We start from the raw sequence: 24,223 nt of genomic DNA on the forward strand, positions 1-24,223 counted from the left end.
GGGAGCGAATTCCATGGCTGGCACAGCAGCTCACGAGCATGGAGCCCATGACGACCACAAGCCTAAAGGCTGGGTGCGCTGGGTTTACTCGACCAATCATAAAGATATCGGTACTCTGTACCTGATCTTCGCAATCATTTCCGGCATCATTGGCGGCGCGTTGTCTATCGCGATGCGCGCTGAGCTTCAGGAGCCGGGCATCCAGATTTTCCATGGTCTGGCACAAATGGTTTATGGCGTTGAGGGCGATGCAGCTCTCGATGCTGGCAAGCATATGTTCAACGTGTTCACTTCGGCGCATGCTCTGGTCATGATCTTCTTCATGGTCATGCCAGCGCTGATCGGTGGTTTCGCCAACTGGATGATTCCACTGATGATCGGTGCGCCTGACATGGCGTTCCCGCGTATGAACAATATTTCGTTCTGGCTTCTGCCGCCTGCACTCACGCTTCTCCTGATCTCGCTGTTCATGCCGGGTCCGGCTGGTGGCTGGGGACCGGGTGGCGGCTGGACGCTCTATCCGCCGCTTTCGACATCCGGTCAGCCCGGACCTGCAGTGGATTTCGCCATTCTGGCGCTGCACATTTCTGGTGCGTCGTCGATTCTCGGTGCGATCAATTTCATCACGACAATCCTCAACATGCGCGCTCCGGGCATGACGCTGCACAAGATGCCGCTCTTCGCTTGGGCTGTGCTTGTAACGGCGTTCCTGCTGCTATTGTCGCTTCCGGTTCTGGCTGGTGGCATCACCATGTTGCTTACCGATCGCAACTTCGGCACGACCTTCTTCTCGCCAGATGGTGGCGGTGATCCTATCCTCTACCAGCACCTGTTCTGGTTCTTCGGTCACCCTGAAGTGTATATTCTGATCCTGCCGGGCTTCGGTATTGTCAGCCACATCATTTCGACCTTCTCGCGTAAGCCGGTATTCGGTTATCTCGGCATGGCATATGCGATGGTTGCGATTGGCGTTGTCGGCTTCGTCGTCTGGGCGCACCACATGTACACGGTCGGTCTGTCGCTCGACACGCAGCGCTACTTCGTCTTCGCGACGATGGTTATCGCGGTTCCGACGGGTATCAAGATCTTCTCCTGGATCGCGACCATGTGGGGAGGTTCGCTGACCTTCCGCGCACCGATGCTATGGGCGATTGGCTTCATCTTCCTGTTCACCGTTGGTGGTGTTACGGGCGTCCAGCTTGCCAATGCCGGTCTCGACCGCGCGCTGCATGACACTTATTACGTGGTGGCGCACTTCCATTACGTTCTGTCGCTGGGTGCGGTGTTCGCGATCTTTGCGGGCTGGTATTACTGGTTCCCGAAGATGAGCGGCTATATGTATGACGAATTCACCGCGAAGCTGCACTTCTGGGTCACCTTCATCGGCGTCAATCTCGTCTTTTTCCCGCAGCACTTCCTGGGTCTTGCCGGTATGCCACGTCGCTATATCGATTACCCGGATGCCTATGCAGGCTGGAACATGGTGTCGTCTTACGGCTCCTACATTTCGGGCTTTGCCGTGCTGATCTTCCTCTACAATGTCTTCGAGGCATTCGCGAAGAAGCGTGAAGCGGGTGCAAACCCATGGGGTGAAGGCGCGACGACGCTGGAGTGGCAGCTTTCTTCACCTCCGCCGTTCCACCAGTGGGAACAACTGCCGCGTATAAAGTAATTGTGCAAGGGGCGAGCGCCGGAAAGGGGTTCGCCCTCGCGCAAAACTGTGATATGTGCGGGCGGCATTCAGATCCGTCCGTAGCCGGTTGACGTTCAGGAGCGACGCTTCCGATCGGAGTGAATGCATCTCCGGGAGGTAAAAGTCGTAGTGAATTGCTGGTGTGTGCTCTGGGCCGAGCACAGCACCGGTCCGGTGAATTCGAGGTTGTTGAAGTTAATGTCTCTGGTGGAAAAAAACACGGTTTCCGACGATGCATTCGCTCTTTCAGAGGCGACTGCACGGGATTATCTTGTCCTGCTGAAGCCGCGTGTCATGTCGCTGGTGGTGTTCACCGGGCTTGTGGGCCTGGTGCTCGCGCCCGGCCATATGAACCCGGTTTTGGCCGCGATTAGCATTCTCTGCATCGCGGTTGGTGCTGGCGCATCTGGTGCACTCAATATGTGGTACGATGCCGATATTGATGCGGTGATGAAGCGCACACGCAATCGCCCGATTCCTGCTGGTGTGATCGCGCCCAATCAGGTTCTGGCTTTTGGTCTGACTTTGTCGGTCTTTTCGGTCATCACACTTGGTTTGATGGTCAACTGGCTCTCTGCGGCTCTTCTTGCCTTCACCATTTTCTTCTACGCCGTCATCTATACGATGTGGCTCAAGCGCTCGACACCGCAGAACATCGTTATTGGTGGCGCGGCTGGTGCTTTCCCACCGATGATCGGTTGGGCTGCAGCAACGGGCGAGATCACATGGGACAGCGTCGTTCTGTTCATGATCATCTTCCTGTGGACACCGCCGCACTTCTGGGCGCTGTCATTGTTTTCGAGCAATGATTATGAAGCCGCCCGCATTCCGATGATGCCAAACGTGAAGGGTGAAGTTTCGACCCGCCGACAGGCGATGTTCTATGCCGTGATCATGGCGCCGGTTGGTGTTCTGCCTTACGTAATGGGTTTTGCTGGCATCACTTATGGCGTGATTTCCACACTGCTCGGTTTGGCATTCGTCTATTATGCATGGCGTATGTGGGTTGCGGAAAGCCCTACGCAGATGTTGCTTGCTGCACGCAAACTGTTCCGCTTCTCGTTGATTTATTTGTCAGCGGTATTCGCGGTTCTGCTCGTGGAAGCGTTGGCAATCAGGCTGCTGACAGCCTTTGGAGTGATTTGATGGATAATTCCGTACAGAAGCCGCATCGTGAGGAACTGGAACTGGTTACACCAACTGCGCAGCAGCGAAAGGCTCAGCGCAATCGTTCCTGGGGTCTTGCTATTGCTTTGGCTCTGTTCGTCATTCTCGTTTACGTGGGTACAATGGCCAAACTGGGAGCGAATGTTCTGGTTCGTCCACTCTAGTTTCTAGCTTGGACTATTGGGAATTCTATCTGGGAGGAAAGAATGGCAGATCAGCAGAAAATTGATGAGAAGCAGAGGCGGCTCAATCGTTCCAACCGGACGGTGGCAGTTGCGTGTCTGTCCTTCTTTGTCTGCATGATTGGTGCCGCTTATGCCTCGGTGCCGCTCTATCGCATTTTCTGCCAGGTAACAGGTTATGGTGGTACGACACAACGTGTCGAGCAATATTCCGATACCATTCTCGACAAGACGATGAAGGTGCGTTTTGACGCCAATACGGCCAATGGACTGCCTTGGGATTTCAAGCCGGTTGAGCGGGAAGTGACCGTGCGCATCGGCGAAACCACTATGATAAAATACGAGGCCCGCAACCTCTTTGATGAGCCTACCTATGGTCGTGCGAGCTTCAATGTGGCTCCAGGTCGTGCGGGGGCCTATTTCAACAAGGTCGAATGTTTCTGTTTCACTGATACGACTTTGCAGCCGGGCGAAGACATGGAAATGCCGGTTGTTTTCTTCGTTGACCCTGAGATCGTCAACGACCCGGATCTAAAGGATGTGAAGACGATCACACTGTCCTACACGTTCTTCCCGATCGATAAGCCAAAGCCTGTCGCAAACGCAAAGGTGGCGCCGACTGGTAATAACGGAAGCTGAATGTAGGGAATGAAGCGGCACACAATGCCGCAAAGACAAAAGAGCCAAGCGGCTCTATGTTACGATACTAAGGGATTTGTCTGAGATTCTTAGGGGAACTCAGACAGGAAGGCACAGAGAGGAGCCTTGGGGAGAGACATGGCTGACGTTCACGAGAAAAATCACGATTATCACATCATAGCGCCAAGCCCATGGCCGTTTCTGAGTTCGGTCGGCGCTTTCGTGCTCGCCGTCGGCGGTATCGCCTGGATGCGCTATATCAATTCCGGTGAACTCAAGTTCTTCGGTCTGAACATTGTTACGCCATGGATTTTCTTCATCGGCCTCGCGATCGTTCTTTATTGCATGTACGCTTGGTGGTCAGACACCATCAAGGAAGGCCATGAAGGCCATCACACGCGCGTCGTGTCGCTGCATCTGCGTTATGGCATGATCATGTTCATTGCCTCGGAAGTCATGTTCTTCGCGGCATGGTTCTGGGCGTTCTTTGATGCGAGCCTCTTTCCAAACGAAGTGCATCAGGTGGCGCGCGCAACGTTTACGGGCGGCGTCTGGCCTCCGAAGGGCATCGAGGTGCTCGATCCACTGCATCTGCCGCTCTACAACACCGTTATCCTGCTGCTCTCGGGCACGACGCTGACCTGGGCGCACCATGCGTTGCTCCACAAAGATCGCAAGGGCATGATCACGGGTCTGGCGATTACAGTTGTTCTCGGTGTGCTGTTCTCATTCGTGCAGGCTTACGAATATATCCACGCACCATTCGAGTTCAAAGATTCGATCTATGGCGCGACCTTCTTCATGGCAACCGGCTTCCACGGCTTCCACGTCATCATCGGAACGATCTTCCTTTTGGTTATCCTCTTCCGCGCAATGGGTGGTGATTTCACACCTGAACGCCATTTCGGGTTCGAAGCGGCTGCATGGTACTGGCACTTCGTGGACGTTGTCTGGCTGTTCCTGTTCTTCACGATTTACGTGTGGGGCGGTTGGGGCGCACCAATGCACGGCGGCTGATTTATCGGTTGATAAAGCATTTCCAGCAAAAGTGCGAAGCGGTTTTGCGCTGGATAATGCGTAAGAAAAAATAGTGAGATACGGTTCCAACGATTCAGTTTTAACTGGAGCCGCTCTAACTATTGCAGGGCGGCCTTGGAAACATGGCCGCCTTTTGCTTGTCTGATAAACAGAACGAAGCCGCCTTTGCGATTACGAAAAGAAGATGGCTTAGGGAATGGGAGCGCGCAATGTCTGATCATAATCTTTATCCGCCGGTCGATCCGCTCAAAAGCGGGATCACGGGACATTGTCCTCGCTGCGGCGAGGGGAAGCTGTTTAATGGTTTTCTGACAGTTGCCCCCAAATGCCGAGCCTGTGGGTTGGATTATTCCTTTGCAGACTCCGGCGATGGTCCGGCTGCTTTCGTTATTCTCATCATCGGTTTCATTGTGGTTGGCGCAGCCTTGTGGATGGAGGTTAATTACGGACCGCCGCTCTGGGTCCATTTCATCCTGTGGGTGCCTCTGGCCATCATCTTAAGCCTTGTTGCCATGCGCAGCATCAAGGGCATTCTGATCAATATGCAATATCGCAACAAGGCGTCTCAGGGACGTCTGGATGATGGTAAATGACCCAAACACAAAAACCGCAGCGGTTTCCATGGGGGATACTGATTGCATCCCTTATCGCGTTTGCGATCCTGCTCGCGCTGGGGACATGGCAGGTTGAGCGGTTGCAATGGAAAGAAGCCTTGCTCGCTTCCACGCAAGAGCGGATCCATGAAGCCCCGCTCCCTTTGGCCGAAATGGAGAAAATATATCGCGAAGAGGGGACGGTTGAATACCGGCCTGTGACGGTTTCGGGCACTTTCATGCATCAGGGCGAGCGGCATTTTCTTTCGACCTATGACGGCAAGCCGGGCTTTAATGTCTATACGCCGCTAATGCTTGAAGATGGCCGATTTGTCCTCGTTAATCGTGGGTTTGTGCCTTATGAGAAAAAGGATGCCGAAACTCGCCTCGATGGGCAATTGGATGGCCCGGTGACGGTTACCGGACTGGCCCGAGATCCATTAAGCGCCAAGCCCGGCTATTTCGTTCCAGACAACGATATTGCCAAGAATATCTTCTATTGGAAGGATTGGTCGGCTATGGCTGAAAGCGCGGATATTCCGTCGCTTGACGATGCGGTCCCGTTCTTTATCGATGCAGACAACAAACCGAATTTTGGTGGCTTACCGATTGGTGGGGTCACGATCATCGATTTTCCCAACAATCATCTGCAATATGCGGTTACGTGGTATGGCCTTGCTTTGGCACTGTTAGGGGTTGTCGGAACCTGGTTCTGGCGTTATCGAAAGATGGACAAGGGTTGACAAAGGTCTCGTTGCAGCCCAACTCCGGCCCTATATAACTATTCGCGCCTTACGCCGAACCCAGCGAGCACGATTCATGACTGATACACGCCCCCCTCTGGAAATCCGTCTTTGCGGCCCGCGCGGCTTTTGTGCAGGCGTTGATCGGGCGATCCAGATCGTCGTGCTGGCATTGAAGAAATATGGCGCTCCGGTCTATGTGCGCCATGAGATCGTGCACAATCGCTATGTCGTTGAAGGTCTGCAGTCACGCGGCGCAATTTTTGTTGAAGAGCTCGATGAAATTCCGGCAGAACATCGCGATCAACCGGTGGTCTTTTCGGCCCACGGGGTGCCAAAATCGGTGCCAGCGGACGCGGAAGCCAAGAACCTTTTTTATCTTGATGCGACCTGTCCTCTGGTTTCCAAGGTCCACAAGCAAGCGATGCGCCATCAGCGCCTTGGCCGTCATGTGATCCTGATTGGCCATTCCGGCCATCCCGAAGTGATTGGCACGATGGGGCAATTGCCGGATGGCACCGTGACGCTCATCGAGACAGTTGAAGACGCGCGCAAGATCGAGTTTACCGATCCGGATAATCTTGGTTTCGTTACACAGACGACGCTTTCGGTTGATGATACTGCGGGTATTATCCAGGAGTTGCAGCAGCGTTTCCCAAACCTGACCGCACCGGCTGCAGAATCCATCTGTTATGCCACAACAAACCGTCAGGATGCGGTGCGCGCAGCCGCTCCCGGTTGCGATCTCTTCCTCATTGTGGGTGCTCCGAACTCATCCAATTCCAAGCGGCTTGTCGAAGTGGCCGAAAAGGCTGGCGCGGGCATGTCGATGCTCGTTCAGCGCGCAAGCGACATCGAGTGGGACAAGGTCGGCGATATTTCGGTGGTTGGTCTTTCGGCTGGCGCGTCCGCACCTGAAATCATCGTCGATGAGATTATGGATGCTTTCAAGGCGCGTTTCGCTGTCAAAATAGAACTGGCAGAAACGACAATTGAAACCGAAAACTTCCTTGTGAATCGTGAAATACGCGATGTGGAACTGACGGTGCGGGATATGGCATTCGTCAACGGCGAAAACCGGGTCGTCGGCATACCGAAATTAGAGCGCATCCCGAAAAGTGTTTAACGGTTTTCGGATAAGATGCGCGGTGTGAATATGGGGAAATAAGCGGCATGGCCGTCTATACAGATATCAATGAAATCGAGCTTGGTTCTTTTCTTGAACAGTATGACATCGGTGCTCTGACCTCGTACAAGGGCATTGCAGAAGGGGTGGAGAACACCAATTACCTTCTGCACACGACGATAGGCTCTTTCATCCTTACCCTTTATGAGAAACGCGTTAATCGCGACGAACTGCCGTTTTTCCTGAATTTGATGCAGCATCTCTCTAAACGCGGTCTGGAATGCCCACAGCCGGTAGTGCGCCGCGATGGTGCGATGATCGGTGAGCTTGCAGGCCGTCCGGCAGCTATCGTGACTTTTCTTGAAGGCATGTGGATGCGCAAACCTACTGTTGCCCATTGCGAAGAAGTTGGTCGTGGGCTGGCTGAAATGCATTTGGCTGGTGAAGACTTCGCTATGCGCCGCCGCAATGGTCTGACATTGCCCGACTGGCGCCCGCTGTGGGATCTTTCGAAAGAACGCGCCGATAGTGTCGAGCGGGGACTGGTTGCCGAGGCTGAGGGAGATCTCGATTATCTGGAAAAGAACTGGCCGGTGGGATTGCCGGAGGGCGTCATTCATGCCGATCTCTTCCCGGACAATGTGTTTTTCCTTGGTGATCGACTGTCGGGTTTCATTGATTTCTATTTCGCCTGCACGGACATTCTCGCCTATGACGTGGCTGTCTGCCTGAACGCCTGGTGCTTTGAGAAGGATTTCTCCTTCAATCTCACAAAGGGTGCTGCATTTTTGCGCGGCTATAATTCCGTGCGCCCGCTCTCGCCTGCTGAAATCGACGCTTTGCCGGTTCTGGCCCGGGGTGCCGCGGTGCGTTTCATGCTGACCCGCCTCTATGATTGGCTGACTGTTCCCGATGGCAGTTTCGTGATGAAAAAAGACCCGATGGAATATGTGCGTCGTATGCGCTTTCACCGACAGGTCACCTCTGCAACCGAATATGGGCTTGAATTGGCGGGAGCTGCCGCGTGAAGCATATAGAAGCTTTCACCGACGGTGCGTGCTCGGGCAACCCCGGTCCCGGTGGGTGGGGCGCTATCGTGCGCTGGAATGGTCATGTGAAAGAGTTGAAGGGCGGCGAGGCCGACACCACCAACAATCGCATGGAGCTGATGGCAGCAATTTCGGCACTATCCGCATTGAAAGAGCCATGTGAAGTCGATCTTTACACCGACAGTGTCTATGTGCGTGATGGCATTTCTGGTTGGATTGAGGGCTGGAAGCGCAATGGCTGGAAAACTGCGGCCAAGAAGCCGGTGAAGAACGCCGAACTCTGGCAAGCGCTGGATGAGGCGCGCAAGCCGCATAAGGTGACGTGGCACTGGGTCAAAGGGCATGCAGGTCATCCGGAGAATGAACGCGCTGACGAGCTTGCCCGCGAAGGCATGGAGCCGTTCAAATATAACGGATACAAGTCGCTTCAGGTGAAATAGCGAATATCGAGTTTGTGAATAAAGAAAAGCCGCGCTGGGGAACAGCGCGGCTTTTTGATTTTCAGGCAAGTTATTTGCCTTGCTGCGATTTGTTGAGATCGGTGGCGCTGTACAGATTGCGGGGCGAACTTTAAATAAACTAAAGCTGTTCGATTAGTGTCGCAGCACTTGAAGTAGCGGCCTGACCAGCCTGTTCCTCGATGTTGAGGGTTTTGAGGACACCGTCTTCAATGATAGCCGAATAACGCTTCGAGCGGATGCCAAGACCGCCTGCGGTTGCATCCAGTTCAAGACCAAGAGCTTTGGTAAAAAGGGCGGAACCATCAGCGAGATACAGGATCTTGCCTTCGCCGCCGGTGCTCTGCGCCCATGCGCTCATAACGAAAGCGTCATTCACTGCAACGACTGCGATCTGATCGACGCCCTTCGCGAGGATGGTATCGCGATTTTCAAGATAGCCCGGCAGGTGGTTGAGGCTGCAGGTCGGTGTGAAAGCACCGGGAACCGCGAACAGAACGACCTTTTTGCCAGCAAAAACTTCGTCAGTCGTCACTTCTTTGACGCCGTCTGCCGTCTTTACCTTGAAGGTTGCTGCGGGCAGCTTGTCACCAACTTTGATCGTCATCGTTTTTCTCCTGAAGGTGAGCATGTGCCGTCATTGCCCACCTGTATGAATCGCTGAATTTCGACTGCCAGTGCATGAAACATGGCGACGACACTTAAGCCGATAATGATCCGTTCGACAATTTCAAATTACGGATCCTATAAGTTAATCCAGCTTGACCTGTCCGGAAACTGCTTTGCCATTCTGAACCAGCGTATAGTCGATAAGCATGCCATCTGCGGCTTTACCATGCAGCGTGGCTGTGAAGCGCGATTGACTGGTAGCTTTCTCGAACTTTGCCTCGGAAAGGCTTAGCTGGTCGTTTCCGACAAAAAGTTCGGCAGGTGCGTGCGCATCGGGAAGCGCAATCTCAAAAACCGCTTTGATGTCCTCCCGCCGAGCTGAGGTTACACCAAAATCGGGCGATGCAGGCGCGGGAAGACGATCAAAGGCCGTTTCGACTATTGTGCGCGTTGCGATGGCTTGTGGCGATTGAGTTGCATTTTCTGCGGTTAGCGGAAAATCGAACTCGGCTTGTACCGGAATGCATATTTTTTGGCAGATGCCAAGGAATACATGCCCCTTAAGCCGCTCTGCGTTGGGCTTGACGGTAAATGTCAACGGCAGCAAGACAGGGTGCGTATAGCCGATACCGCCTTCATCACCTGCGCCAAAGTTAACAGGTGCGGGGAAATCGATGCGCGCGGAGCTGTTGCCCTCAAGATTGAGTTGCGGCGGCACACCAGCATCACCCGGATTGCGCCAATAGGTTTTCCATCCGGGGTTGAGATCGATTTGCAATGCTCCGCGCAGTTCGCCGTGCGGCTTTGCGTCTTCAAGAATAACACGGACTTTGCCGCCCGGCGTTTCCGACCAGTCAGACGTGGCAGCCTGCGCGGAAGCTGCCGCGCTCAAGAATAGAGGGAGGACAAGAAATTGAATTGATCTCATGCGATGAGATTGATGGAAAAACATGTTTCTATCAAGGCTGAGTTTAAGCCTGCAAATTGTCGTTCAGAGTTTCAGCAATAGTTGTAGTGTCACGCCCGAAACGATGAGAAAACCCAGACCAAGATGAGACAGAAAAGCAACATTGGATATGATGCGCAGCGCGCCATAATCAGCAAAATTTGAAGCGATCTCATCGGGTGGTGTGGGGTTGCTCCAGAGATATAACGCAAAGCGATAATTACCGCGTGGCATGGTGAAAATGTAATAAAGATCAGACACATCTCCGACCGCCTTTGTCATTGACGGGCTTTGTCTGATGAAATCGATAAGCGAAGAAAGTTTGACCTGCGCGTATATAGAGTAAACCAAGAAAACTGCCGCCGAAATTACAACTATATACATCAACATACCGATGATTCTTCTCAATCCTTGATTGTACTCTTGCGCGGAGGAGGTTGCTTCAATATGCAATCCGAAATCAAGCCCGTTCGAAGCAATAGGAAACTTTGCACGAATTTCATTGTCATTTGCCGCAGTCTTGCTACCTTCATATCTATGACAATTCTCAGGAAGCCAAACCAGGAGCAGGGTTTCTTGAACGGGCAATTCCTGCTCGCAATGCCCGGAATGAGCGACGAGCGTTTCGCCCGCGCAGTGGTCTATATTTGTGCCCATTCTGAAGAGGGCGCGATGGGTTTCATCATTAATCAGGTCCAGCCGGTTGGGTTTCCCGATCTCCTTCGTCAGATTGGTGTCATTGGCGATGAGGATCTGATCATGCTACCGGCGCGCGCGCAGCATATGGTTATCCGCGATGGTGGACCTGTCGATCGAACCCGCGGTTTCGTGTTGCATACCGACGACTATATGGTCGATTCCACCATGCCGGTTACAGAAGACGTTTGTCTCACAGCAACGGTCGATATTCTGCGTGCGATCTATGGAGGCAATGGGCCAACGCAAGCATTGATGACCCTGGGTTACTCTGGCTGGGCACCCGGACAGCTCGATCTGGAATTTGCAGAGAACGGCTGGCTGACATGCCCGGCGCCGATGGATATGCTGTTTGATAGCGATATTGTCGGAAAATACGACAGACTGATGGCCCGGATGGGGATCGACATGACCCGGCTCGTTTCTGAAGCCGGTCATGCCTGAATAATTATCGTGTAAGAATAAGACTTAGAGCGGCTCCAGTTAAGACTGAATCGTTGGAGCCGCTCTAGCTATTTGTTTGTACGCATTATCCTACGCAAAAGCGCTTCGCACTTTATGCTGGAAATGCTTTAAGCCGCAGCCGCGTCCAGCTGTTCTCGGATCATACGCGTTGCGTCTTCCCGACTTGATGGCTCGCCGAACATAAAGCTCTGCACATACTCACAGCCCATTTGACGCAACTGAAGCGCGTCACTTTCGCTGTCGACACCTTCAGTCACGACGGCAAGGCCGAGATCATGCGCCATACTGACGATGGAGCGCAGGAGTGTCGCCTTTTGTGGCTGATCACCTTTAACGAACGAGCGGTCGATCTTGATGATATCGAACGGAAAGCGCGTCAGATAGGCAAGTGAAGAATAGCCGGTGCCGAAATCGTCAAGTGACAGGCCCACACCCATGGTCTTGAGCCGTGCAAGAACATGGGCCGACTGTTCCGGATTTTCCATCAGCACAGATTCGGTCAGCTCCAGCTTGAGACTGCCGGGCGTGAGATGAATGCGTGAGAGAACCGAGCGCACATCATTGATCAGATCCTGCCGGATCAACTGCGTGCTCGACAGATTAACGGACACAAACAGATCGAGCTTGGGGAACTGTTCCTGCCATGCATACAGATCTTCCGCCGCACGCTGAATGGCGAACAGTCCAAGCTGCACGATCAGGCCAGAGCTTTCGGCAATCGGAATAAATTCGGAAGGAGAAATGCCGCCACGGCGCGGATGCTCCCAGCGCATTAGCGCTTCAAAGCCTGCGATAGTGCCTTCATCAAGCCGAACAATTGGCTGATAGACCAGGCTGATTTCATCGCGTTCAAGGGCGCGCCGCAAATCAGACTCCAGTTGCAGCTTGTCACTGCCGATTGCTCGGAATGCCGGACGGAACGGCTCAATGCGGTCGCCGCCGAAGCGTTTGGCCTGATGCATGGCCAGTTCGGCGTCTTTGACAAAATCCTCCGCTGAGGCAGCGGTTTTCGTCCATGTGATCAGGCCGACCGATGCCGTTAGCACGATTTCACGCTTGGCATAGGCAATCGGCGAGCGGACTGCCTGGCGCAAAGCTTCAGCAAAGGATGCGATGCGCCCCGGATCGCTTTCAGACGCGAGCAGAAGTCCAAATTGATCGGATGACAAGCGCGACAGTGTATCCTGTGGCTTCATAAGGCGCGACAGACGACGTGAGATAGTAAGTAGGATCGTGTCACCAGCTGACATGCCAAGGCTGTCATTGACCTGCTTGAAACGGTCTATATCGATGATGAAAACGGTCGGGTGTAACTTGCTTTCGCCGCGCGCCATGTTCATCACATTGCTGAGACGATCAAGGAACAGCTCACGATTGGGCAGGCCGGTAAGATTGTCGTGCACGGCGTCATGCAACAGGCGTTCTTCAGCTTTTTTCTGCTCTGTCACATTGACCAGCGTGCCGACACAGCGAACGATTTCGCCATCTGAGCCGATGACAGGACGGGCACGCAGTGCATACCAGTGATAATGGCCGTCATTGGCGCGCAGGCGGAAAATTTGGCCGATGCGCCCGCGACGGTTCTCAAGAATGGCGTCAAGTGTGGAACGGAAACGGTCGCGATCATCTGCGTGCATGGCGGGTAGCCAGTTTCGCACGGGACCCTGCAGTGAACTTGCAGTGTTTCCGAGATAATTCGCGATGTCTGGCGTCGTAACAACGCGGTCACGCGGTACGTCCCAATCCCAGACAATGTCTCCAGCGCCAATGACAGCCAGCGCCTGCCTTTCCATGTCTGAAAGCAGGCCCTGTTGAAGCGCGCCGCCGGAAAAAGCGTGCTGCATGACTGTGAAGCCGATCAGAAGCACAATGAGGACGAGTCCGCCGCCGAGGGCGGGTTGGACAATATCGTTGTCGAGCTGGCCAGAGACTGCCATCCAGGCACCGAGCAGCCATATGAGCGTAAGCAGCCAGGCGGGAATAAGCATTACCGCTCGGTCGTAGCCTTTGACTGCCAGATAGCCGATAATGAAGATACCGGAAGCCACTGTGAGTGCCAGCGACATGCGTGCAATACCCGAGGCAACCGGCGGATCGAATACCGCGACGCCCGCGAGCGCTAAAAGCCCCAACACCCATGTCACCGCGCCATAGCTGAAATGATCATGCCATCGGTTGAGATTGAGATAGGTGAACAGAAAAATCACCAGAGAGGCGGCCAGTGCTACTTCGGTGCCCGCTCGCCATACCTGCTCGTTTCCGGGGGTGATCTCCATCAGCTTGTTCCAGAAGCCGAAGTCGACACAAATATAAGCCAACACAGCCCATGCGAGCGCTGCAGTCGCCGGGAACAGCGAGGTTCCCTTGACGACGAAGAGGATCGTTAAGAACAGCGCGAGAAGGCCGGAAATACCCAACAGAATGCCGCGATAAAGCGTGTAGGAGTTGACCGCATCTTTGTACGCTTCAGGCTCCCACAGATAGAGCTGGGGAAGATTATGCGAAGAGAGTTCCGCAACGAACGTGACGACCGTGCCCGGATTGAGCGTAATGCGAAAAACATCGGCATCTGCACTCGGCTGGCGGTCGAGCGCAAAGCCCTCACTCGGCGTAATGGATGAAATACGTTGTGACCCCAGATCAGGCCAGATCACACCTGAGCCGACAAGGCGGAAGTGCGGAGCCACGATCAGGCGGTCAATCTGCTCGTCTGTGGGATTGGCAATGGAAAAAGCGGCCCAGTCACCGGACGCGTTGGAATTAGGATCGGCTTGCACCTCGATACGGCGCACAATGCCATCTGCACCGGGGGCGGTGGAAACCTGTACGCTTTCACCCTGATTGCGCAGCAGCTCAACAGCGCGCGTAAGATCAAGGGCGGTGTCTTCTTTCGATATTTTTATAGGCTCAACAGCAAAAGCATGAATCGTTGAAAATATCACAATGGCAATGAACGCGGAGACAATCCGCGTGAAGGCTGAAAAAAACCTGTCTGTAAGACCGTTCACGAGCGTTCAACCTTGCCATTGGTCATGCGTATGTCGCTTTCTAAAAGGGCGAATAGCAGGTGATCCTGCCAGAAGCCGTTTATCTTGAGATAGGAGCGCAACAGTCCTTCTCTCTGAAATCCGGCTTTTTCGAGAAGCCGTATCGAACGTACATTATGGGGAATACAGGCAGCTTCAATCCGGTGCAACCTCAGTTCCCCGAAAGCAAAGGGGATAACCATTGATAAGGCTTCGGTCATATAGCCCTGGCCAGCGACGGATACACCGCTCCAATAGCCGATCATACCGCTCTGGCCGACACCGCGTCTGATGTTGCCAAGGGTAATTCCCCCTAAAAGCCGATTGTCGCCGTTACGGAAAATAAAAAACGGATAGCCGGTGCCATCGGACATTTCTTCCTGTACGCGCCGCAGCCGATGGCGGAAAGCGCTTTTGGTCAGGTCGTCGTCGGCCCAGGTCGGTTCCCATGGGGTAAGAAAGGCGCGGCTCTGCTCGCGCACATTGGCCCAACTTGCAAAGTCGGTCATCAAGGGTTCGCGCAAGTAAATGCGCTTCCCACGAAGGATTGTCGGATTGCTGCGCCGGAATGGCAGGCCGATCATGCGGGTTCCTGTTTTGAGGAGGGCGGTGAAGGAAATAGGACAGTAAGGCATCAGGGCAATATGCTTATCTCCTGAAACCCGTTGTACTATCCCGTGTTGCCAACGTTCCTATCCTTTATGCCTTACTGCATTAAACGGCAATCTTCCTCGCATGCGCGCTGGTCGAGAGAGCATCGGTGAGTCCCTCGAAGCCCATTAGACGCCCAACGGGTCCAACACCTGCAATCGTCGGCTTGCTGTCGAGGAATAAACGTCCGGCAAGATCGCTCAGTCGTTCTGGTGTAATGAGCGAAAGGCGCTCCATCAATTCGCTGTTTGCGACCGGACGGCCATAGAGCAAGAACTGACGTGCAATCTGTCCCGCACGGCTTGCAGCGCTTTCCTGCGACATAAGCAGGCTTGCGCTGTACTGCGCACGGGCGCGATTGACTTCCTCAATGCCGATGGAATCCGCTGCTTTGTGCAGCTCGTCGATAATGACCGGTAGTAGCTCTACGAGTTCATCGCGACCAGTCGCAGCATGGATGCCGAACAGACCCGTATCGGAAAAGCCCCAATGGAAAGCGTAGACCGAATAACAAAGGCCGCGCTTTTCACGCACTTCCTGAAATAGCCGCGAAGACATGCCGCCGCCGAGGATCATGGAAAGAAGTTGCGAGGCATAGAAGTCACGCACATGATAGGCACGGCCTTCAAAGCCGATCAGTACCTGTGCATCCATCAACTCGCGATTTTCGCGGAAATCACCACCAACATAGGTCGCGAGATCGAGCGTTGGCGCGGTATTGTGTGCGCGGAAACCGCCGAGACGTTTTTCCACTTCCTTAACGAATTGATCGTGATCGATGCCGCCTGCTGCTGTCACCACCATGCGATCGGCGCTGTATTGTTCATCGATATACTGGCGCAAGTCGTCCGAAGTGAAAGACATGACCGTATCAGGTTCACCAAGAATGGCGCGTCCGATTGGCTGATGGCGATAGGCAGTTTCGGTAAAGCGGTCGAAAACAATATCATCAGGTGTGTCGTGCGCAGCACCGATTTCCTGCATGATGACCTGCTTTTCGCGTTCAAGCTCAGCTTCATCGAACTTCGAAGCGGTCAGAATATCTGAGAGGATGTCGATCGCCAGAGGCATGTCGTTGCGCAGGACACGCGCATAGTAAGACGTGGTCTCGACGCTTGTCGCAGCATTGATTTCGCCGCCGACATTTTCGATGTCCGAGGCAATCTGCCAAGCGGTCCGCTTGTCTGTGCCCTTGAAAGCCATATGCTCAAGCAGATGGGCGATGCCGTGCCGATCCGGAGCTTCGTTTCGTGCGCCTGCCTTGACCCAGATACCCAACGCGACGCTTTCCACATGCGGCATGTTATCTGTAGCAATGGTCAAGCCATTGGAAAGACGCGTTACTTCAACACCCATAAGCACAATGCTCCCATAGTCCCATTCGGGTTACCGTTCTTAATTCCCTTAGAGCGCCGGGCGTCCTTCTGGACGCAAAAGGACGCTCTAACTCATTTAAACTACGCATCGTGCTTTCCAAAACTCGATTCCGATTTTTGGGCCGATGCGGTAGAAGAGCACGCGCATTTTATGCCCGAGAATGACGGCGAACATATTCTTCCACGATTTTCAGGTCGTTGTGAAGAACTGTGAAACTTTCTTTTCGTTGCATCAAGTCCGAAAGCCATGCGGGAAGTTCCGGGTTAATGCCGCTCGCAGCCTTTACGGCATCGGGAAATTTTGCCGGGTGAGCTGTCGCCAGCACCACCATCGGCGCACTCCCGGACACTTTTTCGCGAGCGACCTTAACTGCAATCGCCGAGTGCGGATCAAGCAGATAACCATCTGCTTCCAGCACGGATTTAATGGTTTGTGCAGTTTCCTCGACCGTAGAACGGCCCGCTGAAAACTCGTTGCGTATGGCGGAAAGTGGCTTCTCAGAGATAGTGAAACCGCCCGATTGCTTCAGGCTCTGCATCAGACCACGCACTGCAGCCGCATCGCGGCCATGTGCTTCAAACAATAAACGCTCGAAATTGGACGAAATCTGGATGTCCATCGAAGGCGATGTTGTTTGTTCAACGCCACGCATTTCGTAAGCACCACTGTCCAGCGTGCGCGCGAGGATGTCGTTGTCGTTGGTCGCGATGATGAGTTGATCGATCGGCAGGCCCATCTTCTTGGCGACGAAGCCTGCAAAAATATCACCGAAATTGCCGGTTGGCACTGTGAAGGACACAGCACGATCAGGTGCGCCAAGGCTCAATGCTGCTGTGAAATAGTAGACCACCTGTGGCATGATACGCGCCCAGTTGATCGAGTTCACACCAGAAAGTGAAATCGCATCACGGAATTCGAGATCGTTGAACATGCCTTTGACCAGGTTTTGGCAGTCATCGAAATTACCTTCGATGGACAGGGCATGAACGTTGGAAAAGCCGGAACTGGTCATCTGGCGCTGCTGCACCGGCGATACACGACCATTCGGGAACAGGATGAAAATATCGGTATTGTCGCGGCTGCCAAAAGCCTCGATAGCCGCGCCGCCTGTGTCGCCGGAAGTGGCGCCGACAATCGTGGCGCGCTCACCGCGCTGGGCCAGCACATAATCCATCATGCGAGCGAGAAGCTGCATGGCGACATCTTTGAAGGCAAGCGTCGGGCCGTGGAACAGTTCAAGAATGAACTCATTCGAACCCGTCTGAATGAGTGGACAGACCGCATCGTGACGGAACGAACCATAGGCTTCACGCACCATACGCTCGAAATCAGCCTGCGGAATCTCGCCGTCGATGAAAGGCGTCAGCACAGCCAGCGCGATATCCACATAGGATTTTCCGCGCAAATCGCGAATTTGTTCCGGGGTGAATTGCGGGTATTCCTGAGGAAGATAGAGGCCGCCATCGCGGGCAAGTCCGGCGAGCAAAGCGTCGCTGAACCCCAGAACAGGTGCTTCGCCGCGCGTGCTGATATATTTCATCTCAAAGGCCTTCATTTCGGGTCGAGGCGGATTTTAGCCGCATAATGCAATAGAGCGTCCCTAAAAAAGCCGCAAGAATTAAAGCATCCTTGTAGGGATGGGGGTTGCTCTTGGCGACAAAAAACAGGAAAACACCCTCACGCTATGCATCGCATGGTGGTATAGAACAGGTCGATCAGTGCAGGGAAGCCCGGTTTATGCAGAAAGCATTACAGAATCGTTCATCGTTGTTTCCAGTCTTTGCAACGGTTTTGCTCGCAGCACTCGCAGGCTGCACAACAAGTGGCACGCAGAAAACTGCGGATGGCGCACTGACAGACGCTGGCCAGGCACGCATCAAGGAATCGGAGTTGCGCGCTTTCTGCCCGACAGTTTCGTTGCGTGACGGCACAGCCTATTTCAATACCTATGAAAAGGGTGGCGATAAGGATGCAAGCCGCGTCATTTATCAGGCGGCGTTGACCGATACGACCCGTTCTTGCCAGTACACTGATGGAACAATCAGTCTTGACGTTGCTGCAGCAGGCAAGGTCGTGCCCGGTCCGAAATACAAGAGCGGTAACATCACCATGCCAGTCCGCGTTGCAGTCACTCAGGGCGACAAGGTGATTTATTCCAAGCTGCACAAGCAGACCGTGAATGTGACCAGCAGTGGTGCGACGCAATTCGTATTCAACGACAAGGGAATCTCGATTCCGTCAGATAGCGCTCGCAGTGTCCAGATTTTTGTGGGCTTCGATGAAGGTCCGTACAACACGAAATAGATGCTGAGCTTGGGCGCGTGTTTCGGCACCGTTGCTAAAATGTAGCTGAGATCATAAGGGGTGCACGCTGCTATCGCGTGCACCCCTTTTTTTATCTTGCAGTTTGATCGCGCTTGTTATTTATAGTACTGATAATTCTCGCGGGTTTATATTATATATTATTTAGATATCTCTTCTGAGAATTTAAATTTGGCTTTCTTATAAAGAATATTGGAAATATTTGTTGTGTCCTTCATTTGAATTTATGCGTCATATTGGCGCGAAAAGGATATTCTAAACTGGTTTCCCTATTGTCGATATTGTAACGGCAGGTTTTCTAATGGTGCTGCAGCGCAGGTCTTTTTTATCGCCTGTTTATGTCCTGATCGCCGTTATGCTGCTGCTTGGTGCGATTGCTGGAAAATGGGCTGGCAATTGGTTTCAGCTGCACGACGAAGAGCGGGATATGGACGCCTATATGTCTGTGTTGATGTCACAGGCCAATCGGATCGTTACGTCCGTACAGAAAACATTGGAACAGGCCAACCGTTCTCCTTATGCAATCTGCTCTGATGAGGATAAACGTTATTTACGTGAGTTGTTGTTTGGTGGCTATCACATCAAGGATATCGGTCGTCTTGTGAATGATCGACTTCAGTGTTCCACCCTTCTGAACGACGTTAACACCGAAAAGGTGCGATCCACTGAGGAGGTGCAGTTAAAGGACGGCACTTATATCTATGGCGATCATGAGCTGATTACGCCCGGTAGCCGCGGTCCTGTCATTGGACGTGGTGAGGCTAATGTCGTGTTAAGTTCGGTCGCTTTTGATGCTTTGCACGTTTCTCAGTATAATTTCGTTGTTTTCCTGACAAATGCGGACAAAACCCAGTTTGCCCGTCTATACAATTTCCCTGAGGCGTTTCCCGGCAACACCCAAAACAGTTTTGTTCCGCCGGACAGTAGTCGGTTGTTTGGTATTTCAGACGGTATTCTGCGTGAAAAGGCTTGTGACCCTGTTACGGGAATCTGTATTTCGGTCGTGACATCGCAGATTTGGTATGCCGAAGCGGACCGGCTTCTGCTTTTTGTATTTACTGCTTTTGGAATGTTTGTTGGTGGTGGTATTGGTGCCGCCTGGATCTTTTACCGCAATCGCGACCGGTCTTTGATTTCGCTTTTGAAAAAAGCATTGGCGGCAAAGAGTCTCACACTGGTTTATCAGCCGGTCGTCAATATCGGAAATGGCAAGATTACCGGCTTTGAAGCATTGATCCGTTGGGAGATAACCAAGGGCGATTTCGTGCCGCCTGATTTGTTTGTTGCTCGTGCGGAAGCGGCGGGCATCGCTAGCCGCATCACCTTATATGTTATTGATCAGGTGATTTCGGAGATGGGCGAGCTTTTACGGCAGCAACGGTCTTTGCGCATCAATATCAACATGACGGCAAGTGACGTGCAGAACCCGGCATTTATGACTGCACTCAAACAACGCCTTGGGGTGTTTGATATTAGGCCTCAGCAAATCGGACTGGAACTGACGGAACGTACAGCTGTCGATTTTGCCAAGGCCACCGAAGGCATCAAGCAACTGCGTGAGTGCGGGCATAGGATTTATATCGATGACTTCGGGACAGGCTATTCCAGTCTCGCCTATTTGGGCGAGTTACAGGTGGATGCCATCAAGATTGACAAAGCTTTCACGCGCACAGTCGGTGATGAACGTGGAACTGTTTCAATCGTGCCCCAGATTATTTCGATGGCACATGAACACGGTCTGGATATTGTCGTTGAGGGTATTGAGACAGAAGCTCAGGTCAACTATTTCCGCGGCATTAGCAATAAGCTATCCGGGCAGGGCTGGTATTTCGGCAAGCCTGTTGACGCAACATTGGTCCCAGCGCTTGTCGGAAACACCACCTCATCCAAAAAACGCGGGCGTAGCAGAGCGTCAGCGGCGAAATAGATATTTAACTATAGAATAAATCTATAAGATTCTAATTAAATTGGACTGCTTCTGTGAAGTGAAAAGCAAGAGGTTTGCGTTACAACAATTTCAGCAGGGATGATTGCTTCTGATGAAGGGTTGGTCGTCTCCGATTGAAACTACAACGAACCAAGAGGATGGGGCGGCATATAAAAACCGCTCTGGTCTATGCCCATGAAACCAAAATACGAACGCGTTCTTGAGCCGACAGACACCTGGGCGATTTTCGACGTCACGACGGACGAGCCTGCATCGATCGGCGACAGGCTGATGATTGGTCTGAGCGAAAGCGAATCGGAAGAACTGCTCGCCAAACTCAATGCAGCCGCGAAGAGCAAGAATAAGCGTAGCGCTGCATAGCGGGTCCAGCAAGTCGAACACTGATTGTTCGATGCTCTGACAGCACGAAGTAAAAAGCGCTGGACCAGCGCTTTGAATTGATAGTTCTCCCGAAAGCATATGTGTTTCGGGAGAAATCACAAGCCTCAGGCGTCAGTCCAGATTGATAGGGCCTCGATTACGCCTGGCAGATCCTTATGGCGATGGATCACGGTTTCAGCACCTGCATCCGTCAGCTTGTCGGCATGGCCCGGATAGGTGTGCGCACCACCGGTAAAACCGATAACGCGCATTCCGGCTGCACGCGCGCCATGAATGCCATGCGCTGAATCTTCAATCACGATGACATCGGCCGGATCGACACCAAATTGCTTTGCTGCATAGAGGAAAACGTCTGGTGCGGGCTTTGGCTTTTTAGAGCCAACTTCGCGCGACGAGAAGATATTTGGCGCGAAAAGATCATAAAGACCGACGCGTTTCAGCATGAGTTCAAGGCGTGCGTTGGTCGAGTTCGAGCAGATGCACTTTGGTAGTGCAAGTGCAGAAACAACATCGACGATATCTTCAATCGCCTGCACTTCATTTTTCAGGCGTTCATCAAGCAGCTTTTCCGATTTGTCGAGAAGAGACGCGGAAATTGGAATGCCGGCTTCGCGTTCCACGGTCAGTAGAATGTCCTGCCAGGTAAGACCGGCGAAGCGCTCGCCCACTTCTTCCGCTTCAATTGGATATCCGGCTTCTGTCAGAAGAACAGCATCGACTTGCGCCGCGATCACTTCCGAATCCACCAATACGCCATCGCAGTCAAAAATAATCAGGGAAGGAGCCGCCATTTTACTAGCCTTTTAGAGCGCATACCGAAGTGTGAAACGATTTTCGGCTAAGATGCGCGTTACATCAGAATGTTAGAATGCTGATTTTGTCCACTCGGATCAAACCACGCACCAATGGGAGGGTAGGGGATAACACCCACCGAAATACCGCCGATGAGCTACACTTTTATGATTTGTCCGTCAAATTCTGACCGTTCAATTTACCGTATTCGTTGCAACGATATGGTGCCCTGACTGTTTCATTCCTCCAGTGAAGGAGAACTTGCGACCCTACACTTCCCCTGAAACCTCACGGCGGCGGCGATCCAGTTCTTCACTATAGCGGCGTAACGTGTGTGCTTCACTTAAAAGCCCAAGAACTTTACGTTCCTGCGCGTTGTTAATGACGGCAAGCGCTTCGGCCTCTGCCCGGTCAAAACGCACAACAGCTTCCTTGGCATTCATCTGCGGCAGCAGGAATTGGTCCTGATAGCGCAGCAGGTCGCTGATGCCGCGAGTTCCATCGGTCGTATCGAAACTTTCCGAATAGGCTTCAGGGACAGGGATCATGCCAACATAATGCCCCTCATTATCCACCGCGATAACCCGCTGGGTTGAGCCGAGAGGGAAGTCGTGACGGAATGTCTCAATGTCTGTGCCGATGAGGACGGTCCGTACGTCGTGGCGCATCATGCGGTTGACCGTGAGATTGCGAACCCAGCCAATATCATGTGCAGAGCGAATAGCTTCGCCACGCAGATGGAAGCGCCAGGTTGCAAACGAGTAGCCGAAAGTCTTTCTGACCATAAGTGATGATGAAACGACGGCCCCCAGAACCAGCATTGCAATCGGGAAATCGCCGGTCAGTTCAAGCGCGAGAAAGGCCATGGTGAGTGGGCCACCAACAATGGCCACCGCCATCGAACTCATGCCGATCACGGCATAGACTTCTGGTTCCAGCGAAAGTGGCAAGACCATGCCCGTCACGGCTGCGAAAAGCTTGCCCGTCAGCGCACCCAGAAACAGCGAGGCAAAGAACAGGCCGCCACGAAAGCCTGAACCAATCGAGATCGCTGAGGCAAGTGATTTGCTGAAAATCAGCAGCAGCAGCACAGGAATGGTTAGATTGGCATTCAGATCGAGATGCAACGCACCATGACCGGAAGCCAGAACCTGCGGTGAAACGAAAGCAATCATGCCGACAATTGCACCGCCGATAGCCGGAGCCATCACGGTCGGTATGATACTTTTTCGTGCAATGCGTTCAACCGTGGTAACACCGCGCATGATGAGAATGGCTATGCCTGCGGCCAGAAAGCCAAGTACCAGCGCAGGCACATAATCGCGCGCAGCAATACCATCCAATGGTCCGATCTGGATAACGAATGGAGCACCACCGATCGCCTGTGTAACCAGCATTCCGACAATGGCTGCAACCACAACCGGTGCCAGCGTTGCGATGGAGTAAACGCCGATGATGAGTTCGAATGCATAGAACGCGCCGGTAAGCGGTGCATTGAACGCGCTGGCGATAGCTGCAGCAGCACCGCAACCAACCAAAGTGCGCAAATCGGCGCGCCGCAGTTTCAGAGCGCGACCGATGCGCGATGCAAAACCACTGGCCAGCTGCGTATATGCCGCCTCGAGTCCGACCGAGGCACCAAAACCATTGGAAATGAGGTTCTGTCCCACAAGAATGAAACTGTCTGTCAGCGACAGGTGTCCGCCGTGAAGCGCATTGGCTTCAATGGGGTCGACGATGGGTTTTTTGCGCCAGCGTGCCAGTACCCATATGACAACGCCCATAAGAATGCCGCCAGCCAAGGGGGCGATATAGGCGCTTGGATTGAGTTGCGACGCAGAACTAAGCCTCTCCCCTTCTGCAAGCCCGAAAAGAGCCTGATGCATCCATTGCGAAATACCGCCAATGGCGGCAACTGCAAGAGCCGAAATGATGCCGATGACTGCGCCGGCTATGGCGAGGCCGATTTCACTGCCACGCACCAGCGCGCGCATGCGGAAGGGCACGAAAAGAACCCGCAAATACCGGTTGTGACGCAGTTCGTTGATATTCATGTCAGACACATAGAAGGGGACGCAAATCAGTTGAAGGTGTTAGCGCAATCATAGAGGTAAACGAATAATCAAGCCTTATGGATTGCGCCATTTGAGAGCCTCGAACTGCAATTTGTTGACGGCTTTAATATGGCTGGAACAAAACTGTCAAAGCCAGTTGGTTGCGCAAAGTGCCGGAAATACGGGCTTTTAGGGGAGAATTAAGAAAAGGTTTACAATTTCAATCACTTGGCGTTAACCGCATATTTACCCTACTCAGTAACCATAA

General features: G+C 53.1%; 23 protein-coding genes. 14 read left to right on the top strand and 9 right to left on the bottom strand.

Annotated elements, in window-relative coordinates:
- The first annotated feature begins 13 nt into the window (after positions 1-13).
- From ctaD to rnhA, 10 genes are all read left to right on the top strand, one after another.
- Positions 14-1,672 carry a cytochrome c oxidase subunit I gene (ctaD, locus tag CEV33_RS17210; RefSeq protein ID WP_094541608.1) on the top strand — a complete coding sequence of 553 codons (1,659 nt, stop codon included), beginning with the start codon at positions 14-16 and terminating at the stop codon, positions 1,670-1,672.
- 219 nt (positions 1,673-1,891) lie between these two features.
- Positions 1,892-2,839 (top strand): heme o synthase, encoded by a 948-nt coding sequence (gene cyoE / locus CEV33_RS17215; protein ID WP_094541609.1) that lies wholly within the window; start codon positions 1,892-1,894, stop codon positions 2,837-2,839.
- On the top strand, positions 2,839-3,024 hold the full coding sequence (locus CEV33_RS17220; protein ID WP_094541610.1) for a hypothetical protein: 186 nt from the start codon (positions 2,839-2,841) through the stop codon (positions 3,022-3,024). Before cyoE ends, CEV33_RS17220 begins: the two co-directional genes overlap by 1 nt.
- Before the next feature lie 42 nt (positions 3,025-3,066).
- Positions 3,067-3,681, top strand: a complete 615-nt coding sequence (locus CEV33_RS17225) for a cytochrome c oxidase assembly protein (protein WP_094541611.1) — start codon at positions 3,067-3,069, stop codon at positions 3,679-3,681.
- Positions 3,682-3,819: 138 nt separating this feature from the next.
- On the top strand, positions 3,820-4,698 hold the full coding sequence (locus CEV33_RS17230; RefSeq protein ID WP_094541612.1) for a cytochrome c oxidase subunit 3: 879 nt from the start codon (positions 3,820-3,822) through the stop codon (positions 4,696-4,698).
- A 230-nt stretch (positions 4,699-4,928) separates the two neighbouring features.
- The gene (locus CEV33_RS17235) at positions 4,929-5,312 is read left to right on the top strand and encodes a DUF983 domain-containing protein (RefSeq protein WP_094541613.1); all 384 of its coding nucleotides are present in this window, start codon (positions 4,929-4,931) and stop codon (positions 5,310-5,312) included.
- Positions 5,309-6,055 (top strand): SURF1 family protein, encoded by a 747-nt coding sequence (locus CEV33_RS17240; RefSeq protein ID WP_094541614.1) that lies wholly within the window; start codon positions 5,309-5,311, stop codon positions 6,053-6,055. The genes CEV33_RS17235 and CEV33_RS17240 overlap by 4 nt, the downstream gene beginning before the upstream one ends.
- Before the next feature lie 76 nt (positions 6,056-6,131).
- Positions 6,132-7,181, top strand: a complete 1,050-nt coding sequence (ispH, locus tag CEV33_RS17245; RefSeq protein WP_094541615.1) for a 4-hydroxy-3-methylbut-2-enyl diphosphate reductase — start codon at positions 6,132-6,134, stop codon at positions 7,179-7,181.
- 47 nt (positions 7,182-7,228) lie between these two features.
- A complete protein-coding gene (locus tag CEV33_RS17250) occupies positions 7,229-8,209 on the top strand; it encodes a homoserine kinase (RefSeq protein WP_094541616.1) in 981 nt (326 codons plus the stop codon).
- Complete coding sequence (rnhA, locus tag CEV33_RS17255) at positions 8,206-8,670, top strand: ribonuclease HI (protein WP_024896205.1); 465 nt, start codon at positions 8,206-8,208, stop codon at positions 8,668-8,670. Before CEV33_RS17250 ends, rnhA begins: the two co-directional genes overlap by 4 nt.
- A 139-nt stretch (positions 8,671-8,809) precedes the next feature.
- On the opposite strand, the gene CEV33_RS17260 is transcribed toward rnhA, so the two are convergent.
- From CEV33_RS17260 to CEV33_RS17270, 3 genes are all read right to left on the bottom strand, one after another.
- A complete protein-coding gene (locus CEV33_RS17260) occupies positions 8,810-9,295 on the bottom strand; it encodes a peroxiredoxin (RefSeq protein ID WP_094541617.1) in 486 nt (161 codons plus the stop codon).
- Between the two features lie 144 nt (positions 9,296-9,439).
- A complete protein-coding gene (locus tag CEV33_RS17265) occupies positions 9,440-10,225 on the bottom strand; it encodes a protein-disulfide reductase DsbD domain-containing protein (RefSeq protein ID WP_094541765.1) in 786 nt (261 codons plus the stop codon).
- Positions 10,226-10,288: 63 nt separating this feature from the next.
- On the bottom strand, positions 10,289-10,831 hold the full coding sequence (locus CEV33_RS17270; protein ID WP_167388167.1) for a hypothetical protein: 543 nt from the start codon (positions 10,829-10,831) through the stop codon (positions 10,289-10,291).
- Here CEV33_RS17270 and CEV33_RS17275 point away from each other — a divergent pair.
- Positions 10,781-11,383, top strand: a complete 603-nt coding sequence (locus CEV33_RS17275; protein WP_094541766.1) for a YqgE/AlgH family protein — start codon at positions 10,781-10,783, stop codon at positions 11,381-11,383. The two genes, CEV33_RS17270 and CEV33_RS17275, sit on opposite strands and share 51 nt — an antisense overlap.
- Before the next feature lie 128 nt (positions 11,384-11,511).
- Here the strand turns inward: CEV33_RS17275 and CEV33_RS17280 are convergent, their stop codons facing one another.
- The 4 genes from CEV33_RS17280 to thrC all read right to left on the bottom strand — a co-directional run bounded on the left by CEV33_RS17280 (position 11,512) and on the right by thrC (position 17,998).
- A complete protein-coding gene (locus CEV33_RS17280; protein ID WP_374816609.1) occupies positions 11,512-14,370 on the bottom strand; it encodes an EAL domain-containing protein in 2,859 nt (952 codons plus the stop codon).
- Positions 14,371-14,408: 38 nt separating this feature from the next.
- A complete protein-coding gene (locus tag CEV33_RS17285; protein ID WP_024897207.1) occupies positions 14,409-15,014 on the bottom strand; it encodes a GNAT family N-acetyltransferase in 606 nt (201 codons plus the stop codon).
- Positions 15,015-15,144: 130 nt separating this feature from the next.
- Positions 15,145-16,437: a M16 family metallopeptidase gene (locus CEV33_RS17290; protein ID WP_094541620.1), complete on the bottom strand. Its 1,293-nt coding sequence runs from the start codon at positions 16,435-16,437 to the stop codon at positions 15,145-15,147.
- Between the two features lie 169 nt (positions 16,438-16,606).
- A complete protein-coding gene (gene thrC, locus CEV33_RS17295; RefSeq protein ID WP_094541621.1) occupies positions 16,607-17,998 on the bottom strand; it encodes a threonine synthase in 1,392 nt (463 codons plus the stop codon).
- 197 nt (positions 17,999-18,195) lie between these two features.
- On the opposite strand from thrC, the gene CEV33_RS17300 reads away from it, so the two are divergent.
- From CEV33_RS17300 to CEV33_RS17310, 3 genes are all read left to right on the top strand, one after another.
- Positions 18,196-18,762 carry a hypothetical protein gene (locus tag CEV33_RS17300; RefSeq protein ID WP_094541622.1) on the top strand — a complete coding sequence of 189 codons (567 nt, stop codon included), beginning with the start codon at positions 18,196-18,198 and terminating at the stop codon, positions 18,760-18,762.
- A gap of 319 nt (positions 18,763-19,081) precedes the next feature.
- Entirely contained in the window at positions 19,082-20,707 is a 1,626-nt protein-coding gene (locus CEV33_RS17305) for an EAL domain-containing protein (protein ID WP_094541623.1), read from the top strand.
- A gap of 195 nt (positions 20,708-20,902) precedes the next feature.
- Entirely contained in the window at positions 20,903-21,088 is a 186-nt protein-coding gene (locus CEV33_RS17310) for a hypothetical protein (protein ID WP_024897212.1), read from the top strand.
- A gap of 125 nt (positions 21,089-21,213) precedes the next feature.
- Here CEV33_RS17310 and CEV33_RS17315 read toward each other — a convergent pair whose 3' ends face one another.
- Together CEV33_RS17315 and CEV33_RS17320 are read right to left on the bottom strand one after the other, a co-directional pair.
- Entirely contained in the window at positions 21,214-21,900 is a 687-nt protein-coding gene (locus CEV33_RS17315; RefSeq protein ID WP_094541624.1) for an HAD family hydrolase, read from the bottom strand.
- 270 nt (positions 21,901-22,170) lie between these two features.
- On the bottom strand, positions 22,171-23,955 hold the full coding sequence (locus CEV33_RS17320; RefSeq protein ID WP_094541625.1) for a chloride channel protein: 1,785 nt from the start codon (positions 23,953-23,955) through the stop codon (positions 22,171-22,173).
- Positions 23,956-24,223: the final 268 nt, after the last annotated feature.

It is taken from the genome of Brucella grignonensis (assembly GCF_002252505.1).
GTDB lineage: Bacteria > Pseudomonadota > Alphaproteobacteria > Rhizobiales > Rhizobiaceae > Brucella > Brucella grignonensis.